The organism is Amycolatopsis oliviviridis (assembly GCF_014654365.1).
Lineage (GTDB): Bacteria > Actinomycetota > Actinomycetes > Mycobacteriales > Pseudonocardiaceae > Amycolatopsis > Amycolatopsis oliviviridis.
This window is the reverse complement of record NZ_BNAY01000001.1, coordinates 332520-351801: the sequence shown is the minus strand read 5'-3', so window position 1 is coordinate 351801 and position 19282 is coordinate 332520. Positions and strand designations below refer to the sequence as shown.

General features: G+C 69.2%; 18 protein-coding genes. 11 read left to right on the top strand and 7 right to left on the bottom strand.

The annotated features are described in order from the left end of the window. Positions 1–6: 6 nt before the first annotated feature. Together IE302_RS01175 and IE302_RS01170 are read left to right on the top strand one after the other, a co-directional pair. Positions 7–1194, top strand: a complete 1188-nt coding sequence (locus IE302_RS01175; RefSeq protein ID WP_229907537.1) for an MFS transporter — start codon at positions 7–9, stop codon at positions 1192–1194. Next, the gene (locus IE302_RS01170) at positions 1191–1607 is read left to right on the top strand and encodes a Dabb family protein (protein WP_191250845.1); all 417 of its coding nucleotides are present in this window, start codon (positions 1191–1193) and stop codon (positions 1605–1607) included. The genes IE302_RS01175 and IE302_RS01170 overlap by 4 nt, the downstream gene beginning before the upstream one ends. 21 nt (positions 1608–1628) lie before the next feature. Here the strand turns inward: IE302_RS01170 and IE302_RS01165 are convergent, their stop codons facing one another. Then, entirely contained in the window at positions 1629–2489 is an 861-nt protein-coding gene (locus tag IE302_RS01165) for an endonuclease/exonuclease/phosphatase family protein (RefSeq protein ID WP_191250844.1), read from the bottom strand. Positions 2490–2677: 188 nt separating this feature from the next. Further along, a complete protein-coding gene (locus IE302_RS01160) occupies positions 2678–3688 on the bottom strand; it encodes a hypothetical protein (RefSeq protein ID WP_191250842.1) in 1011 nt (336 codons plus the stop codon). A 123-nt stretch (positions 3689–3811) separates the two neighbouring features. Here IE302_RS01160 and IE302_RS01155 point away from each other — a divergent pair, with 123 nt between their 5' ends. The 3 genes from IE302_RS01155 (at position 3812) to IE302_RS01145 (ending at position 6938) form a co-directional block, all read left to right on the top strand. Further along, positions 3812–4384: a TetR/AcrR family transcriptional regulator gene (locus tag IE302_RS01155; protein WP_191250841.1), complete on the top strand. Its 573-nt coding sequence runs from the start codon at positions 3812–3814 to the stop codon at positions 4382–4384. 8 nt (positions 4385–4392) lie between these two features. Beyond that, entirely contained in the window at positions 4393–5550 is a 1158-nt protein-coding gene (locus IE302_RS01150) for a GDSL-type esterase/lipase family protein (RefSeq protein WP_191250840.1), read from the top strand. Between the two features lie 293 nt (positions 5551–5843). Further along, positions 5844–6938, top strand: coding sequence for a S1 family peptidase (locus tag IE302_RS01145; RefSeq protein WP_191250839.1), 1095 nt, complete (start codon positions 5844–5846; stop codon positions 6936–6938). A 24-nt stretch (positions 6939–6962) separates the two neighbouring features. Here the strand turns inward: IE302_RS01145 and IE302_RS01140 are convergent, their stop codons facing one another. Further along, a complete protein-coding gene (locus tag IE302_RS01140) occupies positions 6963–7865 on the bottom strand; it encodes a LysR family transcriptional regulator (protein ID WP_191250838.1) in 903 nt (300 codons plus the stop codon). 80 nt (positions 7866–7945) lie between these two features. Here IE302_RS01140 and IE302_RS01135 point away from each other — a divergent pair, with 80 nt between their 5' ends. Then, the gene (locus tag IE302_RS01135) at positions 7946–8353 is read left to right on the top strand and encodes a hypothetical protein (RefSeq protein WP_191250837.1); all 408 of its coding nucleotides are present in this window, start codon (positions 7946–7948) and stop codon (positions 8351–8353) included. Continuing rightward, complete coding sequence (locus tag IE302_RS01130; protein WP_191250836.1) at positions 8350–9918, top strand: multicopper oxidase family protein; 1569 nt, start codon at positions 8350–8352, stop codon at positions 9916–9918. The genes IE302_RS01135 and IE302_RS01130 overlap by 4 nt, the downstream gene beginning before the upstream one ends. Positions 9919–10057: 139 nt before the next feature. On the opposite strand, the gene IE302_RS01125 is transcribed toward IE302_RS01130, so the two are convergent. The 3 genes from IE302_RS01125 to IE302_RS01115 are packed head-to-tail and all read right to left on the bottom strand — an operon-like array spanning position 10058 to position 14896. Continuing rightward, positions 10058–10801, bottom strand: coding sequence for a fumarylacetoacetate hydrolase family protein (locus IE302_RS01125; RefSeq protein ID WP_191250835.1), 744 nt, complete (start codon positions 10799–10801; stop codon positions 10058–10060). Beyond that, positions 10792–13719 carry an FAD-binding and (Fe-S)-binding domain-containing protein gene (locus IE302_RS01120; RefSeq protein ID WP_191250833.1) on the bottom strand — a complete coding sequence of 976 codons (2928 nt, stop codon included), beginning with the start codon at positions 13717–13719 and terminating at the stop codon, positions 10792–10794. Before IE302_RS01120 ends, IE302_RS01125 begins: the two co-directional genes overlap by 10 nt. A 10-nt stretch (positions 13720–13729) precedes the next feature. Next, positions 13730–14896 carry a pyridoxal-phosphate-dependent aminotransferase family protein gene (locus tag IE302_RS01115; RefSeq protein ID WP_191250831.1) on the bottom strand — a complete coding sequence of 389 codons (1167 nt, stop codon included), beginning with the start codon at positions 14894–14896 and terminating at the stop codon, positions 13730–13732. Positions 14897–15053: 157 nt separating this feature from the next. Between IE302_RS01115 and IE302_RS01110 the strand changes: the two genes are divergently transcribed. Next, positions 15054–16400: an SLC13 family permease gene (locus IE302_RS01110; protein ID WP_191250829.1), complete on the top strand. Its 1347-nt coding sequence runs from the start codon at positions 15054–15056 to the stop codon at positions 16398–16400. A gap of 45 nt (positions 16401–16445) precedes the next feature. Here the strand turns inward: IE302_RS01110 and IE302_RS01105 are convergent, their stop codons facing one another. Further along, entirely contained in the window at positions 16446–17192 is a 747-nt protein-coding gene (locus IE302_RS01105) for a GntR family transcriptional regulator (RefSeq protein ID WP_191250827.1), read from the bottom strand. 112 nt (positions 17193–17304) lie between these two features. Between IE302_RS01105 and IE302_RS01100 the strand changes: the two genes are divergently transcribed. The 3 genes from IE302_RS01100 to IE302_RS01090 are packed head-to-tail and all read left to right on the top strand — an operon-like array spanning position 17305 to position 19251. Further along, positions 17305–17658, top strand: coding sequence for a RidA family protein (locus IE302_RS01100; protein ID WP_191250825.1), 354 nt, complete (start codon positions 17305–17307; stop codon positions 17656–17658). Continuing rightward, on the top strand, positions 17651–18295 hold the full coding sequence (locus IE302_RS01095; RefSeq protein WP_191250823.1) for a helix-turn-helix transcriptional regulator: 645 nt from the start codon (positions 17651–17653) through the stop codon (positions 18293–18295). Before IE302_RS01100 ends, IE302_RS01095 begins: the two co-directional genes overlap by 8 nt. Then, a complete protein-coding gene (locus tag IE302_RS01090; protein WP_191250820.1) occupies positions 18292–19251 on the top strand; it encodes a pyridoxal-phosphate dependent enzyme in 960 nt (319 codons plus the stop codon). The genes IE302_RS01095 and IE302_RS01090 overlap by 4 nt, the downstream gene beginning before the upstream one ends. The last annotated feature ends 31 nt before the right edge of the window (positions 19252–19282 follow it).

Genomic DNA, 19282 nt, shown 5'->3' with positions numbered 1-19282 from the left:
GGCGGGGTGACGAACCGAGCAGACACCTCGGCGCCGACGCGCCTGGCCCGCGGCACCGTGCTGGCCGCGGCGCCGCTGACTATCATGGCCGCGGCGATCATCGCGCCCAGCCTGCCCGCGATGCGGGAGGTCTTCTCCGGCACGCCGGGTTCCGGTCTTCTCGTGCGGCTGGCGCTGACCGTGACCTCGCTCGCGATCGCGATCAGCGCGCCCTTGTCCGGGATCGTCGCCGACCGGGTCGGACGGCGTCCGCTGCTCCTGGCGGGGCTCGGGCTCTACGCGGTCACCGGCACTGCGGGGTTCTTCGTCGACGATCTGTCCCTGCTGCTGGTCACCCGTGCCGGGCTCGGTATCGCCGTCGGCGGGATCATGACCGCGATCAGCACGCTGATCACCGACTGGTTCTCCGGTGCGAGCCGCGCCTCGTTCCTCGGGCTGCAGCAGGCGTTCGCGAGTCTGGGCGGCGTCGTCTTCCTGCCGCTGGCCGGTTTGCTGGCCACTGTGAGCTGGCAGGCGCCGTTCTGGATCTACTCGGTCTCGGCGATCGTCGCCGTGTTCGCGGTCGTCTCCCTGCGTGAACCGGAACGCGGCGAACCGGCGGTGCGGGAGAGCGGGCGGATCCGGCTGCCGGGCCGCATCGCCGGCGTGTACGTCCTGGCGCTGGTCGCGACGCTGATCTTCTACATGGCGCCGACACAGTTGCCGTTCCTGCTCGAAGGTTTCGGCAGCGGTCCCGCCGTCATCGGGGCCGTGGTCGCCGGAAGCACGCTGACCGGCGTCGCGGGCGCGCTGGCCTTCCCCCGGCTGCGCAAGCGGCTGAGTCCCACGGCGATCACCACGCTCAGCGTCGCACTCCTGGGCGTGGGCTGGCTGGTGATCGGCACGGCGGGCACCGTCGTCCAGATCGTGGCCGGGCTGCTCGTCGGCGGGTTCGGCGTCGGCCTCGTCGTCCCGAATCTCAACCTGCGCCTGGCCGAGTTCGCTCATCCCGCGCAGCGCGGCCGGGTGCTCAGCGGCCTGGTCACCGGGATCTTCCTCGGGCAGTTCCTGTCCCCACTCGTCGCCCAGCCGCTCGTCCAGGCCATCGGCATCGCCGACGCCTTCCTCTGGACGGGCATCGCCTTGGGGGCCGGGGCGGCACTCGCCGCCGTCGGCTCCCGGTCAACCGGAAAGAACCGAAAGGAAGCACGATGATCTACCACGGCAACCGTTTCACCCTGCGGCCCGAAGCCTCCCCGGAGCAGATCGAGGAAGCCCTGGAAAGCCTCCGCAATCAAGGCCGGGTCATTCCCTCGGTGAAATCCTTCGTCGTGGGACGCGATTTCGGCGGCGAGTACGAATGGGGCGCGGTCTTCGCGATCGAAGATCTCGACGGCTATTGGGAGTACCTCATCCACCCGGCGCACCGGAACACCGACCGGGTCGGACTGCCGCTGGTCGACAAGTTCGCCTCCTTCGACGTCACCGACGACCCGGACCCCGAGATGGGCGCGAAGATCGCCGCGCTCCACCAGCGGCGCTACGACAACGACGCCGAACTGACCAAGCTGGTCTCCGACCTCGGCGAGTACTCCGGCAGCGCCGCGCCCGGACCGCACGGTTCCTGACGACGCCGGGCGATTTCCCGGTCAGGACACCGTGAACGAGCTCAGCACGGCGAGGTGGTCCGACGGCCAGCCCGTCCCGCCGCCGAACGTGCGCGAGCTCGTGGGCGTGATCGAACCACCGCGGTAGAAGACGAAGTCGATCCGGTCCTGCGGTTCCGGCCTGCCCTGGTTGTCCTTGACCACCGGCGACCAGGTGTCGCCCGGGTCGGCGACGGGGTCGGGCCGCAGCTTCCGGTAAGAATCGGTGAAACCGCGGGCGGTGAACGCCTTCGTGGTCGGCCAGGCCACCTCATAGCCGCAGTGCCGGGACTTGGCGGCCGCGGTCCAGTCCTGATGGGACGGGCTGTTCAGGTCGCCCGCGACGATGCCGGGGCTGCTGCCCGTCCACTCGGCGATCTGTTCGGCCTGACGGCGGCGGTTCGTTTCGTCGGCGAGGATCGTGCTGACGCTGTCCTTGTCGAAGCACGCGTTGTACGGGCCGTATTTCGTGTAGTCCAAGTGGATCGCGTAGACCCAGACGCCGGCGATCTTCGCCGTGATGGCCCGCGCGCCCGTGTCGTTCCAGGACTTCCAGTCGGTGTCCTGGATCGGCAGCGCGCTGATCACGTCGATGTCCCAGCCGGGTTCGGTGTGCTGCCAGCCCAGCGCGTCGGCGATGGCTTCGGTGGCACCGCCGCCGGTCTCCGACAAGGCCACCACGTTCGCGCCCGACCGCCGGATCTGGTCGACCACCGAACCGATCCCGCCGTGCGAGCCCTGCATCCAGATGTTGAAGCTCAGCACGGTCAGGTTCGTGGCCGCGGCGGCAGGCGCGGCGGTGCCCGCCATCGTGAGCAGCAGGGCGGCGAGGACACCGGCGAGGCGGCGTTGGACAGAAGTCACGGGGTTCTGGTCTACCGGCGGGCCCCGGGGAAGTCCAGCCGTCAGGCGAGTTGTTCAACGACGGGCCAGGCGTTGGACACTTCCACGAGGCCACGACGGGCCGGGGTGCGTGTCCCGAGCGCCACGCCCGGGACGCTCATCGTCTCGAACGCGGCGCTCGGGACGTACTGCCCTGACCAGAAAGGGCCTCAGCCGCCGTCCGCGAGCGAGCCGCTGCCATCAGGTCCGGTCACGAGGACCCGGCTGGTCACCGCGTTCCCGAACGGGACGATCGTGACCTGCCACGTCCGCGGTGATCCGACGTCGATCGTGCTCGTCGCCCTGGCGACCAGGGCCGGAATCCGGTCGACCGCCAGGGCACGGAGGTCGAACCACGGCACCTGAGCGTCCGTCGGTGCGAAGACCACGGTCAGCCGTCGTTCCTCGACGACCACGGTGATCACCCGGGAGACGTCCGCGGCCCGCGCCAGCGCGTCGATCGCCAGGCGCAACTCCCCCTCGCCCAGCAGGGAACCGTCGACGTTGACGGTCGCGGATCCCGAGGACGAAGTCGTCACACTGGACTGGGTTTCTTCCGCTCGGGAGGGCTCTTCCGGCGCGAAGAGTTCCGCGCGGAACAGGACCAGCACGAGCGCCGCGCCGAGCAGCAGACCGAGAAAGGCGAGCGCGCCGAACGCGCAGCCCTCCGGCGACTCCTGCACCAGGCTGGACTCCGGGGCGGACTCGATCACGGCGCCTGCCACGCGGCGCTCCCATTCCGGGGACGGCCGCTCCACGATCCGCGCCTTCCAAAGCCGGTCCGGCGGGTACTCGACGACGAGGATCCCGCCCGGCCGGTAGTTCGGGATGTCGACCAGGTTGACGCCGTGAGTGATCCTCACGCGGTGCGTCGCCGCGCCCTCGGGCACGACGGTGAGAACGAAGTCGACCGGGATGTCCCCGGTCTCGGTCCCGCTCGCCCGGAGGCTTTCGATCTTCGCGAGCGCGACCACCGGGGCGATCGCCGCCTCACGGGCTCTTCGCGGTGCCCCGGCGAGATAGAGCAGGATCCCGTAGACGAACGGGAGTCCGATCCCGGTGACGGTCAGCGGGACGTACTCGATGACGATGCCCACGACGAAGGCGCACAGGGTCGTCCCGATGACGATCCCGGTCAGAAAACCGCGGGCGAGGGCAACTGGTCCTGGGACAGCCGACATGAACACATCTCCAGACTTGTTCGGATCGCGTCCAGCTTCCGGTGCGCCCCGCGCTACCGAACCCAGGTTTCTAACCTAATGCCATTAGGCAAATCCAGAATGGACTATGGTAACGTGGTGCTCATGGCACGAGCGGGACTAACCACGGAGCGCGTGATCCAGGTGGGCGCGGAGATGGCCGACGAGATCGGCTTCGAACACGTGACCCCGACGGAGGTCGCGAAGCGGTGCAGCGTCAAGACGGCGAGCCTGTATTCGCATGTCAAGAACGCCCACGAGCTGAAGACCGGGATCGCCCTGCTGGCCTTGGCGGAACTCGCCGATCTCGCCGCCGCCGCGGTGGCGGGCCTGGCCGGCAAGGATGCGCTGATCGCCTTGGCGAACGTCCATCGCGACTACGCCCTGGAACACCCCGGAAGATTCACCGCCGCGCGGTTCCGGCTCGCGCCCGAGGACGCGGCCACCAGCGCCGGCGTCCGGCACGCCGAGATGACCCGCGCGATCCTGCGCGGCTACGACCTGGCCGAACCGCATCAGACGCACGCGGTCCGGCTGCTGGGCAGTGTCTTCAGCGGCTTCGTCGGGCTGGAGGCCGCCGGCGGCTTCAGCCACAGCACCCCCGGCTCGCAGGAGAGCTGGACCGAGATCCTCGACGCGCTCGACGTCCTGCTGCGCGCCTGGCCCCGAAGGAAATGACGGAGGAAATGTTCACGACCCCGATCACCGCCGCCCTCGTGCGCGGCGCCCTCGACCTCGAACACACCGAACGCGGCGTGCTCCCCCACCGGCTTCCGCCGCAGGCCAGGCGGCAGATCCCCGACGGCCAGCTGGCCATGACGGAAGCGCAGCCGTCCGGCGTGCGGCTGGTCTTCCGTACCGCGGCCACGGTCGTCGAACTGGACGTCATCGCCACCAAACGGGTTTACGTCGGCGCGCCGGCCAGGCCCGACGGCGTCTACGAGCTGCTCGTCGACGGCCGTCTCGCGGGACAGGCGAGCGTGACCGAGGGCGACACACTCACCATCGACATGTCCACCGGCACCGCCGAATCCACTCCGGGTCCCGTGCGCACCCTGCGTTTCGCCGGCCTGCCGGGCGAGGACAAGGACGTCGAGATCTGGCTGCCGCACGACGAATCCACCCGGCTGGTCACCCTGCGAACCGACGCGACCGTCCACAGTGCACAGTCGAGCGATCGTCGGACCTGGCTTCACCACGGCAGTTCCATCAGTCACGGTTCCAACGCGGCGACCCCGACCGGGACCTGGCCCGCCACGGCCGCCGCGCTCGCCGGCGTCGACCTGGTCAACCTGGGCTTCGGCGGCAGCGCGCTGCTCGATCCGTTCACCGCCCGCGCGATGCGGGACACGGCCGCCGACCTGATCAGCGTCAAGATCGGCATCAACCTCGTCAACTCGGACGGGATGCGGCTGCGCGTGTTCGGCCCGGCCGTGCACGGTTTCCTCGACACCATCAGGGACGGGCATCCCACCACGCCGTTGCTGGTCGTCTCGCCGATCCTTTGCCCCATCCACGAGCACACCCCGGGACCGTGTGCGTTCGACCCGGAGGCCATGCGGGAAGGCAAGGTGCGGTTCATGGCCACCGGGGATCCCGCGGAGGTCAAGGCGGGGAAGCTCACGCTCTCCACGATCCGCGGCGAACTCGCCCGCATCGTCAAGGAGCGGAGCACGACCGATCCGAACCTGCACTACCTCGACGGCCTCGACCTGTACGGCGAGGCGGACCACGTCGACCTGCCGCTGCCCGACGACCTGCACCCGGACGCGGCCACGCATCGGCTCATGGGAGAGCGCTTCGCAAGGCTCGCGTTCGGCGATGGAGGTACGTGGGCCACCTGAGTGATTCAGGTGGTTCAAACCACCCGCGCCACTCAAGACGCTAGGCCAGGCGTGTGAACCCGACCGGCACGAACTCCGTTTGCTGTGCGCGAATACGTCGGTAGGCCGAACGGCGGGGTACCTATCTTTCTTCCTGTCCAACGAAAGTCGGTATCCGCCGTCGGCCGCGCGGATCACCATGATCGGCACCGGATCACCGGTGCCGGGTCACCTTGGCCGTACCCGGCGACCCCACTGTGTCCAGTGCGGCCCTCCTTCGCGCTGGATCTCCCTCGCGAAAGTGAGTCACCGGTATGCGCCCAAACCCCTTAGCCCGTACCGCCATCACCCTGGTGGCCGCGGCCGCGGCCGTCGGTTTCCTCGCCCCGTCGACGGCCACCGCCACGACGATCGAGGGCTACTCCCCCACCGTGCAACAGGAGGCGGTGACGTCCCTCGCTTCGGAGGCCGGGATCAGCCAGGCCGCCGCCGTCGAGTTCCTCCGGACGCAGACAGCCAGCGTCGCGACGCTGCAGCGGGTCACGGCGTCCCTCGGCGAGCGCGCCGCCGACGGCTACCTCGACGACGCCGCCAAGCCGGTGGTGAACGTGCTCGACCAGGCCGCGGCGGACCAGGTCACCGCGAGCGGGGCGCAGGCCCGGGTGGTCAAGCACTCCAGCGCGGCGCTGGCGAGCGCGCAGGACACCCTGCAGGCGTTGCCGACGGTCACGCACACGTCGATCGGCCTCGACCCGAAGTCCAACCAGGTGGTGCTGACCGTGTCCGACGCGGCCAAGGGCTCCGAAGCCCTCTTGAAGGCCGCCGAAGCGCTCGGTGACCGGGTCCGGGTGGAGCGGACCACCGGCGAGATGCACACCGCGATCTACAACGGCGAAGCCATCACCGGCGGCGGCACCCGCTGCTCGGTCGGGTTCAACACCAACAAGGGCGGCCAGAACTACATCCTCGACGCCGGTCACTGCACCCGCGCGGTGTCGCAGTGGAACGTCGGCCCGTCGCAGGGCGCCAGCTTCCCGAACAACGACTACGGCCTGATCCGCAACACCAGCGGCAGCGGCCCCGGCGCCGTCACCCTGTGGAACGGCTCCACCCAGAAGATCTCCTCCGCCGGATCCGCCACCGTCGGGCAGCGGATCAGCAAGAGCGGCAGCACCACCCGCCTCACCTCGGGTTCCGTGCAGCGGCTGAACGTCACGGTGAACTACTCCGAAGGCTCGGTCTACCAGCTGATCCAGACCAACGCGCTGGTCAACCCCGGTGACTCGGGCGGTTGCCTGTTCTCCGGCAGCGTCGGCCTGGGCATCACCTCGGGCAAGGGCAGCGGGACTTCGTACTTCCAGCCGATCGGCGAGGCCATGAGCGCCTACGGCGTCGCGCTCAACCAGTAGTCACTTTCCGAAGCCGGGTCCTGGTCAATCCGACCGGGACCCGGCTTCGGCCTGCGCGTGGAAGTGCCCGACCACGTGGTCGCGAAAGCGTCGGGCGGCGGTGGAAAGGTAGGTGGCCTCGCGCCACACGACGCTGAGCACGCGCCGGCACTCGGGGTCGTCGACCTCGAGCCAGACCACCGTCGTGCTCGTGTCGGCCCGCAGTCCCAGGGAAGGCACGAACGCGATGCCGAGACCGGCGTCGATGAGCTGGAAGAGCACAGCGGCTTCGTCGCCCTCGCAGACGATGTACAGGTCCAGACCGGCCTTCGCGAAGAGGCGTTCGACGAGCGCGCGCTGCCAGTAGCCGGGCCGTGTGGTGAGGAACGGCTCCCCCGCGAGATCCGCGAGTGAGACGCGGCCGCGGCCGGCGAGCCGGTGACCTGCCGGAACGCACAGCATCACCCGTTCGTCGAGCAGCACTCGGCTCTGAATGTCGTTGCCGGACAAGGGTTGCGACGTGACGCACAGGTCGACGTCGCCGGAACGCAGCTTCTCCGCCATTCCCTCCGCCGACGCCTGCGACAGCCGCACGTCCACCAGAGGATGTCCGGGCACGAAGGTGCGCAGCGGTTCGGTGAGGGCAAGCAGGCTTTCGGCCGCGACGGTGACCGTCCCGCGTTCCAGCCCGGCGGCGTCGTCGAGCTCCTGCCGGGCGTCGTCGAGTTCGGCCAGCGCCCGGTCGACGCGACGGAGGAACGCGGCCCCGAACCTGTTGAGCCGGATCCGGCGGCCGTGCCGGTCGAACAGGGGTACGCCGAGGTCGTTTTCCAGCCTGGCCAAGGTCCGGCTGAGCGAGGGTTGCGCGACACGCAGCTTCTCGGCGGCGCGGCCGACGTGTTCGAGCCGGGCGACCGTCTGGAAGTACCGGAGGGCCAGGAGATCCACCGTTGATACCTCGCTTGTTATGAACAGATAACAGATCTTGTCTTGGACAGCATAAGGCGTCGGCTCTTACGTTCGATCACGTGAGTGAAACCCTGACCAGCCCGAGCCGGAAGGCGAACGGGACCCTGGTGGTGAACCGGGTGCTCGTGAGCGCCCACGCCGTCGCGATCATCGGTCAGCCGGTGTTCGCCGGCGGCTACCTCGGCGGTGCCTACGACATGCTGTCGCTACATCGTCTGGGCGCCGACGTCGTGTCGTTCGTGGCGTATGCGCAGATCTTCGCGGCGCTGGCCCTCTGGCTGGTGCGCGGGCCACGCTGGCTGTTCTGGGTCAGCCTGCTGCTCGCGGCGGGCGAGACCGCGCAGTACTTCGCCGGGCTGGCGGGCGCACTCGATCTGCACATCCCGCTCGGCGTCGCCCTGGTCACCGGAATGGCGCTGACGACGATCGCCGTCTGGCGGCCGCAGACCTGGCGGGCGAGCCGATGAGCCGCCCGATGCCCCGAAGGACGTTCTTCGGCCTCGCCGGCGGGGCCGGGGTCCTCGTCGCCGCGGGGATCGCCGCGCCCCGGCTGATCGCGCAGGGTTCGCCGGGGACCGGCGAGTTGCTGCGCAGCGGGCTCCCCTTGCCACAGCCCTTCCGGGTCCCACTGCCGATCCCGCCGGTCCTGCGTCCACAAAGGACGGCCGACGCGGATCACTACGCGATCACCCAGCGGGCGGCGACGGCCGAGATCCTGCCCGGTGTGCGGACGCCGATCTGGGGTTACGACGGGATCTTCCCCGGCCCGACGATCGAATCGCGGCGGGACCGGACGACGGTGGTGCGCCACCGCAACGAACTCCCCGTCCCGACCGTGGTCCACCTGCACGGCGGGCACACGCCCGCCGACTCCGACGGCTATCCGACCGACCTCGTCCTGCCGAAGTCCGGCTGGGACGCCGGGCACGGCGGCCACGGCATGGCCGACTCGCGCGCCCGGATCACCGAGGGCGAGCGCGACTACGTCTTCCCGTTGCGGCAACGGGCCGCGACGCTGTGGTACCACGATCACCGCATGGACTTCACCGGTCCGGCCGTCTACCGGGGCCTGGCCGGTTTCCATCTGGTCCGCGACGACGAGGAAGACGCCCTCGGGCTCCCGTCCGGGGACCGCGAGCTGCCACTGATGATCGCCGACCGCTCCTTCGACGAGCACGGCGCCTTCGCGTACCCCTCCCTCGATCGGACGCTGCGGACCACGCCTGGAGTGGAAAGTGCTTACGTGGAAGGCGTTTTCGGAGACGTCATCCTCGTCAACGGGGCCCCGTGGCCGGTGCACGAGGTGGCGGCCGTGCGGTACCGGCTGCGTGTCCTCAACGGCTCCAACGCCCGCCGCTACGATCTCGCGCTGGACCCGCCGCCACCCGGCGGGGGCGGATTCGTCCAGATCGGCGCCGACCAAGGCCTGCTCGACGCGCCACGCGAACACGACCATCTCCCGATCGCACCCGCGGAACGGTACGACGTCGTCGTCGACTTCGGCCGGTATCCGGTCGGCACCGAGGTCACCCTCGTGAACCGGCTCGGCACCGGCTCGACCGCCCAGGTCATGCGGTTCGTCGTCGCCCGCCGCGCCCCGGACGACAGCCGGATTCCCGCGAAACTCGCCGAAATCCCGCCGCTCACGCGCGAACAGGCGACGGTCACGCGCGATTTCTCGTTCCGCGCGGGTACCGTCCATGGGCGCGCGGGCTGGGTGATCGGCGGGGAACCGTTCTCGCCCGACCTGATGTCGGCGAGCCCGCGCCTCGGCGACGCGGAGATCTGGCGGTTCGTCGCCGACATCCACCACCCCGTGCATCTGCACCTGGTGGGATTCCGGATCCTCTCGCGCGGCGGGCGTGAACCGGGGCCGTTCGACGGCGGCATCAAGGACACCGTGGACCTGGCCCCGGGCGAGTCGGTCGAGGTCGTCGCGCGCTTCGACGGCTACCGCGGGCGGTACGTCTTCCATTGCCACAACGCCGAACACGAGGACATGGCGATGATGGCGAACTTCGAGGTGATCTGAAGCCGCGAGTGTGACGATCTCGCGTGATCAGACCTCGAACTCGCGTGCTCAGAGGCGGATCTCGCGTGCTTGAAGGCGGAACTCACGAGATCCGCCTCCAGACACGCGAGATCCGCCTTCAAGCACGTGTGTTCCGCCTTCAAGCACGCCGGACCGGATTGGTCAGCTCGCCGACGCCTTCGATCGCCACCGTCACCTCGTCCCCCGGCTTCATCGGCCCGACCCCGGCCGGGCTGCCGGTGAGCACGACGTCACCGGGGCGCAGGGTGAACCAGCGGGTCACCCACGCGAGGATCGCGGGCACCCCGAAGATCATCTCCCCGGTGGTGGACCGCTGGACGGTCCGGTCGTTGATCCGGGTGGTCACCTCGAGGTCTCCGTTCTCGATGCCGGTGGTGATCCAGGGGCCGAGCGGCAGGAAGGTGTCGGCGCTCTTCGCCCGCGCCCATTGCCCGTCGGCCCGCCAGTCGTGCGCGGTGACGTCGTTGGCGCAGGTGTAGCCGAGGACGTGCTCGAAAGCGTCCTCGGCGGTCAGGTTCCGCGCGGTCTTGCCGATGACGACGGCCAGTTCTCCCTCGTACTCCAGGCGTTCGACCTCGGGCGGACGCAGGATCGGCTGCCCTGGGCCGGTGACTGCGTTGGGAGCCTTGAGGAACAGGGCAGGCCGCTCAGGCCACGGACGGCCCTTTTCCTTCAGCTGACAGGCATAGTTGCTGCCGACGCACACGATCGTCCGCGGATCGCACGGCGCGAGCAGCCGGACGCCGGACAGCGGGCCGACGACTTCGCCGGGGCCGGTGACAGGGTCGTAGGCGCGCACGAGGTCGCCCTCCACGCATCCTGTCCGGGCGGTTCCCTCGACGCCGAAGCGGATCAGGCGCATGCCGAACCCCCGAGCGCTTCGCGGACCAGTTCGAGCGGGTGCCACGCGGTCCGGCCCGCCCCGTGGAAGATCTGCTGACGGCAGGAGACCCCGGTGGCGGCGACCAGTGTTTCGGCCGGTTCTTGTTCCAGGGCTGGGAAAAGCCGGTCTCGGCCGACGGCCATCGAGGTCTCGTAGTGTTCGGCCTCGAAGCCGAACGAGCCCGCCATCCCGCAGCAGCCGGAGTCGATTTCGGCGACCTCCAGGCCCGGGATGCGACGTAGGAGCGCCATGGTGGCGGCGGTGCCGACCTCCGCTTTCTGGTGACAGTGACCGTGGAAGACCACCCGCCGCCCGCTGAGCCACGATCGCTCCGGCAACTTCAGCCTGCCGTCGTCGATGGCCTCGACGAGCAGTTCCTCGACCTGGCGCACTCGCTCCTTGATCTGCCGCGCTTCGGGCAGTTCCGGCAGCAAGGCCAAGGTCTCGTCCCGCAAGGTGAACACGCACGACGGCTCGCAGCCGACGATCGGCGATCCCGGTTCGGTGTCGCGGGCCAAGGACGTGACCAGTCCGGTGGCCTTCTTCTTGGCGTCGTCGAGCAGCCCCTTGGACAGGCTCGACCGCCCGCAGCAGCCGCCGGACGCGAGTTCCACGGCCCAGCCCGCGCTTTCGAGCAGTTCGATGGCCGCCTTGCCGATCTGCGGTTCGGTGAAGGTGGTGAAGGAGTCCGCCAGCCAGTTCACCGTGCCCGCCGACCCCGGTGTCGTGCTCCGGCGGCGGTTCCAGCGCACGAGGTTGTCCCGCGCGAACTTCGGCAGCGGCCGTTCGGCCTTGATGCCGACGGTCCGTTCCATGAGCTTGCGCAGCGACCCGATCCGGCCGGGCAGGTTGGACAGCGGCGCGGTGGCCGAACCGAGCCGGTTGAGGAACCGGATCGAGCCGAAGATCCGCGACCGCAGTGGTGTGCCGTGCTCCTCGTGATGCTGGTGCAGGGTCTCGGCCTTGAGCGAGGCCATGTCGACGCTCATCGGGCATTCGCTCTTGCAGGCCTTGCACATCAGGCACAGATCGAGGATCTCGTGCAGCCGGTCCCCGCCGAGCGCGGCCTTCGGGTCCGGTTCGGACAGTGCTTTGACGAGGGCGTTGGCGCGACCGCGCGTGGAATGCTCTTCCTGCAAGGTCACTTGGTACGACGGGCACATCACCCCGCCGGTGGTCTTGCGGCAGAGCCCGATGTTCATGCAGCGGTCGGCGGCGTCGCGCATCCCGCCCCCGCCGATGACCTCGAACGACAGCATCGTCCGCAGCGGCGGCGCGGGCGGCAGGGCGTCGCGGTCGCGCAGGTTCTCGGTCATCGGCGGCGCGTCGACGATCTTGCCGGGGTTCATCGTGCCCGCCGGATCGAACAGCTTCTTGACCTGGCGCATGGCTTCGTAGAGCTCGTCGCCGAAGATCTCGCGGTTGAACTCCGAACGGGCCAGGCCGTCCCCGTGTTCAGACGAGTTCACGCCGCCGAATTCGGCGACGAGGTCCTTGATCTTCTCCGCGACCACGCGCATCGTGTCGACCTGCGCGGGATCGGTGAGGTCGACGAACGGCCGGATGTGCAGGCAGCCGACCGAACAGTGACCGTAGAACCCGGCTTCGAGACGGTGCTCGTCGAGGATCTCCTTGAACCGCGCGGTGTACTCGGCGAGATGCTCGGGGGCGACCGCGGTGTCCTCGATGAACGCCAGCGGCCGTTTGGTGCCTTCACCGGCGGCCATCAGCAGCCCGAGACTGGACTTGCGCACCTTGAGCAGCGCGGCCTGTTCGGCGGCGGTGACGAGCTTGAGCGTGTGATAGCCGTGCCCGTTGCGCTCCCACAACGCGGCGACCTCGTCGAGTTTGGCCGCCAGTCCGGCTTCGTCGTCGCCGGAGAAGGACACGAACAGCAGCGCCGCCGGATCGCCGACGAGGTGATTACCGAGGTCGGCGTACTCGATCTTCCGCCGGGACAGGTCGAGGATGGTCTTGTCCATCATCTCGACCTGATGCGGCCCGCAGCTGAGCGCGTCGAGCGTGGCCGAGATCGCGCCGTGCGTCGTCTCGAAATGCCCGACCGCGTAGACGGTCTTCTTCGGTTTGGGCACCAGGTCGACTTCGATCCGGGTGGCGAGCACGAGCGTGCCTTCCGCCCCGACGACGAATTTGGCCAGGTCGAAGGGATTGTCGTCGCCGTACCCGGCGAGGCGGTCGAGCCGGTAGCCGCAGGCGCGACGCCAGAACACCGGCATCCCTTTGGCGATGGTGTCCTCGTGCGCGGTGACGAGTGCGGGGAGTTCGCGGTAGATGCGGCCTTCGAGGGTGTCCGCCTCGGCACGCCGTACGCGTTCCGTCTCGCTCACCGGCTCGAACCGCGCGGTGGAACCGTCGGCGAGGACGACGTCCAGCGCGCGGATGTGGTCGATGGTCATCCCGAAGGTCAGCGACCCGGAGCCTGCCGAGTTGTTGCCCGCCATGCCGCCGATGGTGGCGCGGTTGCTGGTGGAGGTGTCCGGCCCGAACATCAGCCCGTGCGCGGCCGCCGCCTTGTTCAGCTGGTCCTGGACGACACCGGGTTCGACGACGGCGGTGCGCGCGACGGGGTCGAGTTCGATGATCCGGTTCAGGTGCCGGGACAGGTCGAGCACCAGGCCGGGGCCGACGGTCTGCCCGGCCAGGCTGGTGCCCGCCCCTCGCGGGACGACGGGCACGCCGAACTCCGCGGCGGTGGCGACGGCGGCGGCGACGTCCTCGTGATCGAGGGGGAACACGACACCTCGCGGCATGATCGAGTACATGCTCGCGTCGCGGGAGAACAGGTGCCGCGTGTAGTCGTCGAAGGCGACTTCGCCCTTGATCCGGGCGTGCAGCGCGTCTTCGAGTGGGCTGGTACGGGTCAGTTCGGCGGTCATCGGCGGGCCCTCAGTCGTTCTGCAGCAGTTCGAGGGCGTCCTGCAGGCCGCGAGGATCGGCGGGGGCGCCGGCGAGCGCGAGTCCCATTTGGACTCCGGCCAGGGTCCCGGCGAGCGTGAGATCGTTGAAGGCGCCCAGATGCCCGATGCGGAAGATCTTCCCGGCGAGTTTGCCCAGTCCGGCGCCCAAGGACATGTCGAACCGGTCGAGGATGATCGCACGGACCTTGTCGGCGTCGACACCTTCGGGCATCAAGACCGCGGTCAGCGCACCGGAATGCTCGCGTTCGTCCTGGCAGAGGACCTCCAGCCCCCAGCCGCGCACGGCGGCTCGCGTCGCGGCGGCGTGCCGGGCATGGCGCGCGAAGACGTTCTCCAGGCCCTCGTCGTAGAGCAGGCGCAAGGCCTCCCGCAGCCCGTACATGAGATTGGTGTTGGGGGTGTACGGGAAGAATCCGCGTTCGTTGGCGGTGAGCATCGGGCCCCAGTCCCAGAAGATCTTCGGCAGGCACGCGGTCTTCGCGGCGTTGAGGGCCTTGTCGCTGATCGCGTTGAAACTCATCCCCGGCGGGAGCATGAGGCCTTTCTGCGAGCCCGCGACGGTGACGTCGACACCCCATTCGTCGTGCCGGTAGTCGATCGAACCCAGTGACGAGATGGTGTCGACCAGCAGCAACGCGGGATGGCCCGCGGAGTCGATCGCGGCGCGGATCTCGGGCACCCGGCTGGTGACACCGGTCGAGGTCTCGTTGTGGACCACGCAGACGGCCTTGATCCGGTGCGCGGTGTCCGCGGCGAGCTTTTCGGCGACCACGTCGGGGTCGGCGCCGTGCCGCCAGTCGCCCGGCACGAAGTCGACGTGCAACCCGAGACCACGCGCCATCTCCTGCCACAACGTGGCGAAGTGGCCGGTCTCGAAGGCCAGCACGGTGTCGCCGGGGCTGAGGGTGTTGGTCAGGGCCGCTTCCCACGCTCCGGTCCCGGTGGCGGGGTAGATGACCACCGGGTTCGTGGTGCCGAAGACGGGCTTGATGTCGCGCAGCAGCCCGCTCGCCAGCTCCTGGAACTCGGGCCCGCGGTGGTCGATGGTGGCCGCCGACATCGCCCGGAGCACCACGTCCGGGACGTTCGTCGGGCCGGGGATCTGCAGGAAGTGACGTCCGGCCGCGTATGTCATGTGCGCCTCCACGCTCGGCTTCGTAATGTTCCACAGAGCGAAACCTTGGTCCCGCTGCTTGAAAGGTATACCGTGTACCGAACTCCGTCGAGAGGGTGCCCGGAACAAACTTCGACCGATTCCCTGAATGTGTCAGCGCCGACCGCAGAGGATTCCCATGTCCATACAACTCGTCACAGTCGTGGCGCTCGCCCTGGTGTTCCTGATCGCGACCGTGCTCCCCGTCCACATGGGAGCGCTGGCGTTCGTCGCCGCTTTCGTGATCGGCACGGCGTTCGCCGGCGAGAGCACCGACGACATCGTCTCGGGCTTCCCCGGCGATCTCTTCGTCATCCTGGTCGGGGTGACGCTGCTGTTCGCGATAGCCAAAGGCAACGGCACCGTCGACCGGCTCGTGCACCTGGTGGTGCGCGCCGTCGGCGGGCGGATCGCCTTGATCCCCTGGGTGATGTTCGTGGTCACCGCGGCGCTGACCGCGGTCGGCGCGGTGGTGCCGGCGGCGGTGGCGATCATCGCCCCGATCGGCATGGGTTTCGCCCGCCGCTACTCGATCAACCCGATGCTGATGGGCCTGCTGATCATCAACGGCGCCAGCGCGGGCGGCTTCTCCCCCATCAGCATCTTCGGCAGCATCGTCAACGGCGTCGTCGCGCGCGACAACCTGCCGAGCAGCCCCGGACTGCTGTTCGTGTCCTCGTTCGCCTTCAACCTGGTGCTGAGTCTCGTGGTGTTCTTCCTCTTCGGCGGCCGTGAACTGATCCGCCGATCCTCGACCGCCGACACCCGGGTGGCCGTCGCGGCGGCTCAGCCCGCGCCAGCGATGAGCGGTTCTTCGGCGGGCACGACGATCACCGACGATTCCCCGCCCTCCACCGGCGGGACCGACGAGCCCGAGGAACGCCGGCCGCTCACCCGCGACCACGTGTTCACCCTGATCGGACTGGCGGCGCTCGCGGTCGGCGCGCTGGTGTTCAAACTCGACGTCGGGTTCACCGCGCTGACCGTGGCGACGGTGCTGTCGCTCGTCTCGCCCGGTTCGGCTAAGGCGGCCGTCGGCGAGGTGGCGTGGCCGACGGTGCTGCTGATCTGCGGGATCGTCACCTTCGTCTCGCTGATGGAACGGGTCGGCACGATCGACTGGCTGGGCAACCTGGTGACACAGATCGGTTCGCCCCTCCTGGCCGCGATCCTGATCTGCGCGATCGGCGCGGTGGTTTCGGCGTTCGCGTCGACGACCGGGATCCTCGGCGCGCTCATCCCCCTTGCCGTGCCGTTCCTGCTGGCGGGCGAGGTCGGCGCGGTCAGCATGATCATCGCGCTGGCGATCTCGTCGTCGGTGGTCGACTCGTCGCCGTTCTCCACCAGCGGCGCACTGGTGGTGGCGAACGCGCCCGCCGGCCAGAACGACAAGGTGTTCCGGGGCTTGATGATCTGGGGCTTCAGCATGTGCTTGATCGCGCCCGTCACGACCTGGCTGCTGTTCGTCCTGCCCGGCTGGGGCTGAGTTCATCCACATCGGACGGTTCGCGGCGACCGTCCGATGTGGACTTCAGCGGGAACGGCGTTCGGCCAGCCAGCGCTCGGAGTCGGGAGTACCGCCGTCGAGCCGGTCGACGACCTCGTCGAGGAAGCTGCCGTGGCCGTGATCGGCCAGCGCCTTCAGCACCGCCTCGGGATCGCCGCCCTCGATGATCGTGAGCAGTTCGCGATGCCGCTCGACGTTCTGCATCAACGACTCGCCGTCGCGGCGGGCACTGCGGTTGAGCGCCATGCACAACTGCATCTGCAGGGAAAGCGCGCGGTAGGCCTCGGTGACCCGCTCGTGCCCGGCCAACGCGACGATCGACTGATGGAAGTCGTACTTGCGCTGAGTGAAGACGCCTTCGTCGCCGTCGAGACCCGCTTGCTCGAAGGCGGCCAAGGCGTTCCGGCAGGCCTGCAACCGCTCCGGTGAGCGGACCGGGATCCCGATGCGGACGGCGAAGGCTTCGAGCTCTTCGCGCAGGGTGATGATTTCGTAGACGTCGTGGCGAGTCAGGGGGCGGACGATGACACCGCGCCGCGGATGGGGCACGACGAGCCCCTCGAAAGCCAGCACCTGCAACGCTTCGCGCAGCGGCGGGCGGGAGACCCCGAGCCGCTCGGTGAGCTTGGCCTCGACCAAGCGCGTCCCCGGCGGGAGTTCGCCGGAAAGTATCATCGCGCGCAGCGCCTGGGTGGCCAGGTCGGCCATGCTCGGCGGCGCGACGATCCGGCCGTCCTCGTACTGCACGGCACCCATCGAACCCGTGGTCATCCGACCCCCTTCCTTTCTGTATACGGTATATCAATCACCTTCGGCTCGCGTGAGCGGTAGGTCACTTCTTATTCCTTTGGACTTTCCGTCCAACACTTATACGGTCAGTCTTGTGAGCAACGAGCATCCGTATCCCCCGGCCTTCCGCAGCGGCGACCTGGTTTCCGTGTCCGGACGGCTCGGCGTGTCCGAGACCGGAGAGCTGGTACCCGGCGGCTTCGACGCCGAATGCCCGCGCGCCTTCGCCAACCTCGACGCCGCCCTGCGTTCGGTGGGCGCGACCCGCGCCGACGTCGTGAAGGTCGTCGTCTACCTGACCGACATCGCCGATCGCGACGGCCTCAATCGCGTCTACGAGGAGTTCTTCGCCGAGCCCCGGCCCGCCCGTACCTGCGTCGGAGTCGCGTCGCTGCCCTACGGCGGGGTAGTCGAAGTCGAGGCGCTCGCCCGGGTCCGTGATGTCTGAGCAGGACGCGATCCTCGACGCGCTCGCCCCGGTCGCCGACGGCATCGCGGCGACGCTCGGCTCGTTCTGTGAGGTCGTGGTGCACGACTTCCGCCGCCCCGAGCAGTCGGTGGTGGCGATCGCCGGAGCGGTCACCGACCGCAGCGTCGGCGGGTCGATGAGCGAGATCGGGATGGGCCTGCTCGCCCGCGGCGACGACGCCGAGGACCAGCTGAACTACGTCACCAGGACGGCGTCCGGGAAGCTGGTGAAGTCCTCGACCATGCTGCTGCGCGACAGCGGCGGCTCGGTGTTCGGCGCGCTGTGCGTGAACCTCGACGTCACGGCGCTGGGCCAGCTCAAGACCCTCGTCGGCGAACTCGCCGACGTCGGCACCGTCGCCGAGGCGCCGACGACCACTTTCGGCGACGACGTGGACGCCGTCGTGGACGCGATCGTCGACGAACACCAGCTCCGGCTGAACAAACCCTGGACCGCGCTCAGCCGCGAAGAACGACTCGACCTGTTCCGCAGCCTGCACGCGCGCGGCGTCTTCGCTGTCCGCCGGGCCGTGCCCCAGGTCGCGGCCCGGATCGGCATCTCCCGGGCCTCCGCCTACAACTATCTCGCCGAAATCCGTGATCAAGGAGCATCATGACCGCCCCCGTGACCATCGACGACATCCGCGACGCCGCCGCCCGCCTGGCCGGTGTCGCGCACCGGACCCCGGTCGTGCGGTCCCGGACCCTCGACGACCTCGTCGGCGCCGAGGTGTTCATCAAATGCGAGAACCTCCAGCGCGTCGGGGCCTTCAAGTTCCGCGGCGCGTACAACGCCGCTTCCCGGCTCTCGCCGGAACAACTCGCCAAGGGCATCGCCGCGTACTCCTCGGGCAACCACGCGCAGGCCGTCGCGCTCGCCGCGCGGGAACTCGGCAGCAGCGCGGTCATCCTGATCCCGGAGGACACCCCGCAGTCCAAAAAGGACGCCACGGCGGGCTACGGCGCCGAGATCGTCACCTACGACCGGTACACCGGCGACCGCGTCGCGATCGGCGAAGCGCTGGCCGCCGACCGCGGCCTCGCGCTCATCCCGCCGTACGAGCACCCGCACGTGATCGCCGGGCAGGGCACGGCGGCGCTGGAACTGCTGGAGGACACCGACTCCCTGGACACTCTCGTCGTCCCGGTCGGCGGCGGTGGCCTGATCGCGGGCAGTTCGACCGCCGCGAAGGCCCTGCGGCCCGGTATCCGGGTCGTCGGCGTCGAACCCGCCGAAGGCGATGACACCAAGCGTTCGCTGGAAGCCGGCGAACGGGTGTCGATCCCGGTGCCCCGGACCATCGCCGACGGCCAGGCCGCGTCCATTCCCGGCGAACTGACGTTCTCGATCAACCGGCGGCTCGTCGACGACATCGCGCTGGTCACCGACGACCAGGTCCGGGACGCGATGCGGTTCGCGTTCGAGCGGCTGAAGCTCGTCATGGAGCCGAGCGGGGCGACCGGTCTCGCGGCGCTGCTCAGCGGGCGCGTTCCGGTTTCGGGCCGGGTCGGGGTGATCATCAGCGGCGGGAACGTCAGCCCGGAACGCTTCGCCGAACTACTCGCCGACTGACCCTCGCATTTCGTCCTCTAAATGCGTTGCG

Excerpts from the sequence above, each read along its gene's own strand:
- IE302_RS01170 (WP_191250845.1), top strand. The coding sequence starts at position 1,191 with ATGATCTACCACGGCAACCGTTTCACCCTGCGGCCCGAAGCCTCCCCG.
- IE302_RS01160 (WP_191250842.1), bottom strand. The coding sequence starts at position 3,688 with ATGTCGGCTGTCCCAGGACCAGTTGCCCTCGCCCGCGGTTTTCTGACC.
- IE302_RS01155 (WP_191250841.1), top strand. The coding sequence starts at position 3,812 with ATGGCACGAGCGGGACTAACCACGGAGCGCGTGATCCAGGTGGGCGCG.
- IE302_RS01150 (WP_191250840.1), top strand. The coding sequence starts at position 4,393 with ATGTTCACGACCCCGATCACCGCCGCCCTCGTGCGCGGCGCCCTCGAC.
- IE302_RS01145 (WP_191250839.1), top strand. The coding sequence starts at position 5,844 with ATGCGCCCAAACCCCTTAGCCCGTACCGCCATCACCCTGGTGGCCGCG.
- IE302_RS01130 (WP_191250836.1), top strand. The coding sequence starts at position 8,350 with ATGAGCCGCCCGATGCCCCGAAGGACGTTCTTCGGCCTCGCCGGCGGG.
- IE302_RS01125 (WP_191250835.1), bottom strand. The coding sequence starts at position 10,801 with ATGCGCCTGATCCGCTTCGGCGTCGAGGGAACCGCCCGGACAGGATGC.
- IE302_RS01120 (WP_191250833.1), bottom strand. The coding sequence starts at position 13,719 with ATGACCGCCGAACTGACCCGTACCAGCCCACTCGAAGACGCGCTGCAC.
- IE302_RS01115 (WP_191250831.1), bottom strand. The coding sequence starts at position 14,896 with ATGACATACGCGGCCGGACGTCACTTCCTGCAGATCCCCGGCCCGACG.
- IE302_RS01110 (WP_191250829.1), top strand. The coding sequence starts at position 15,054 with ATGTCCATACAACTCGTCACAGTCGTGGCGCTCGCCCTGGTGTTCCTG.
- IE302_RS01105 (WP_191250827.1), bottom strand. The coding sequence starts at position 17,192 with ATGACCACGGGTTCGATGGGTGCCGTGCAGTACGAGGACGGCCGGATC.
- IE302_RS01095 (WP_191250823.1), top strand. The coding sequence starts at position 17,651 with ATGTCTGAGCAGGACGCGATCCTCGACGCGCTCGCCCCGGTCGCCGAC.
- IE302_RS01090 (WP_191250820.1), top strand. The coding sequence starts at position 18,292 with ATGACCGCCCCCGTGACCATCGACGACATCCGCGACGCCGCCGCCCGC.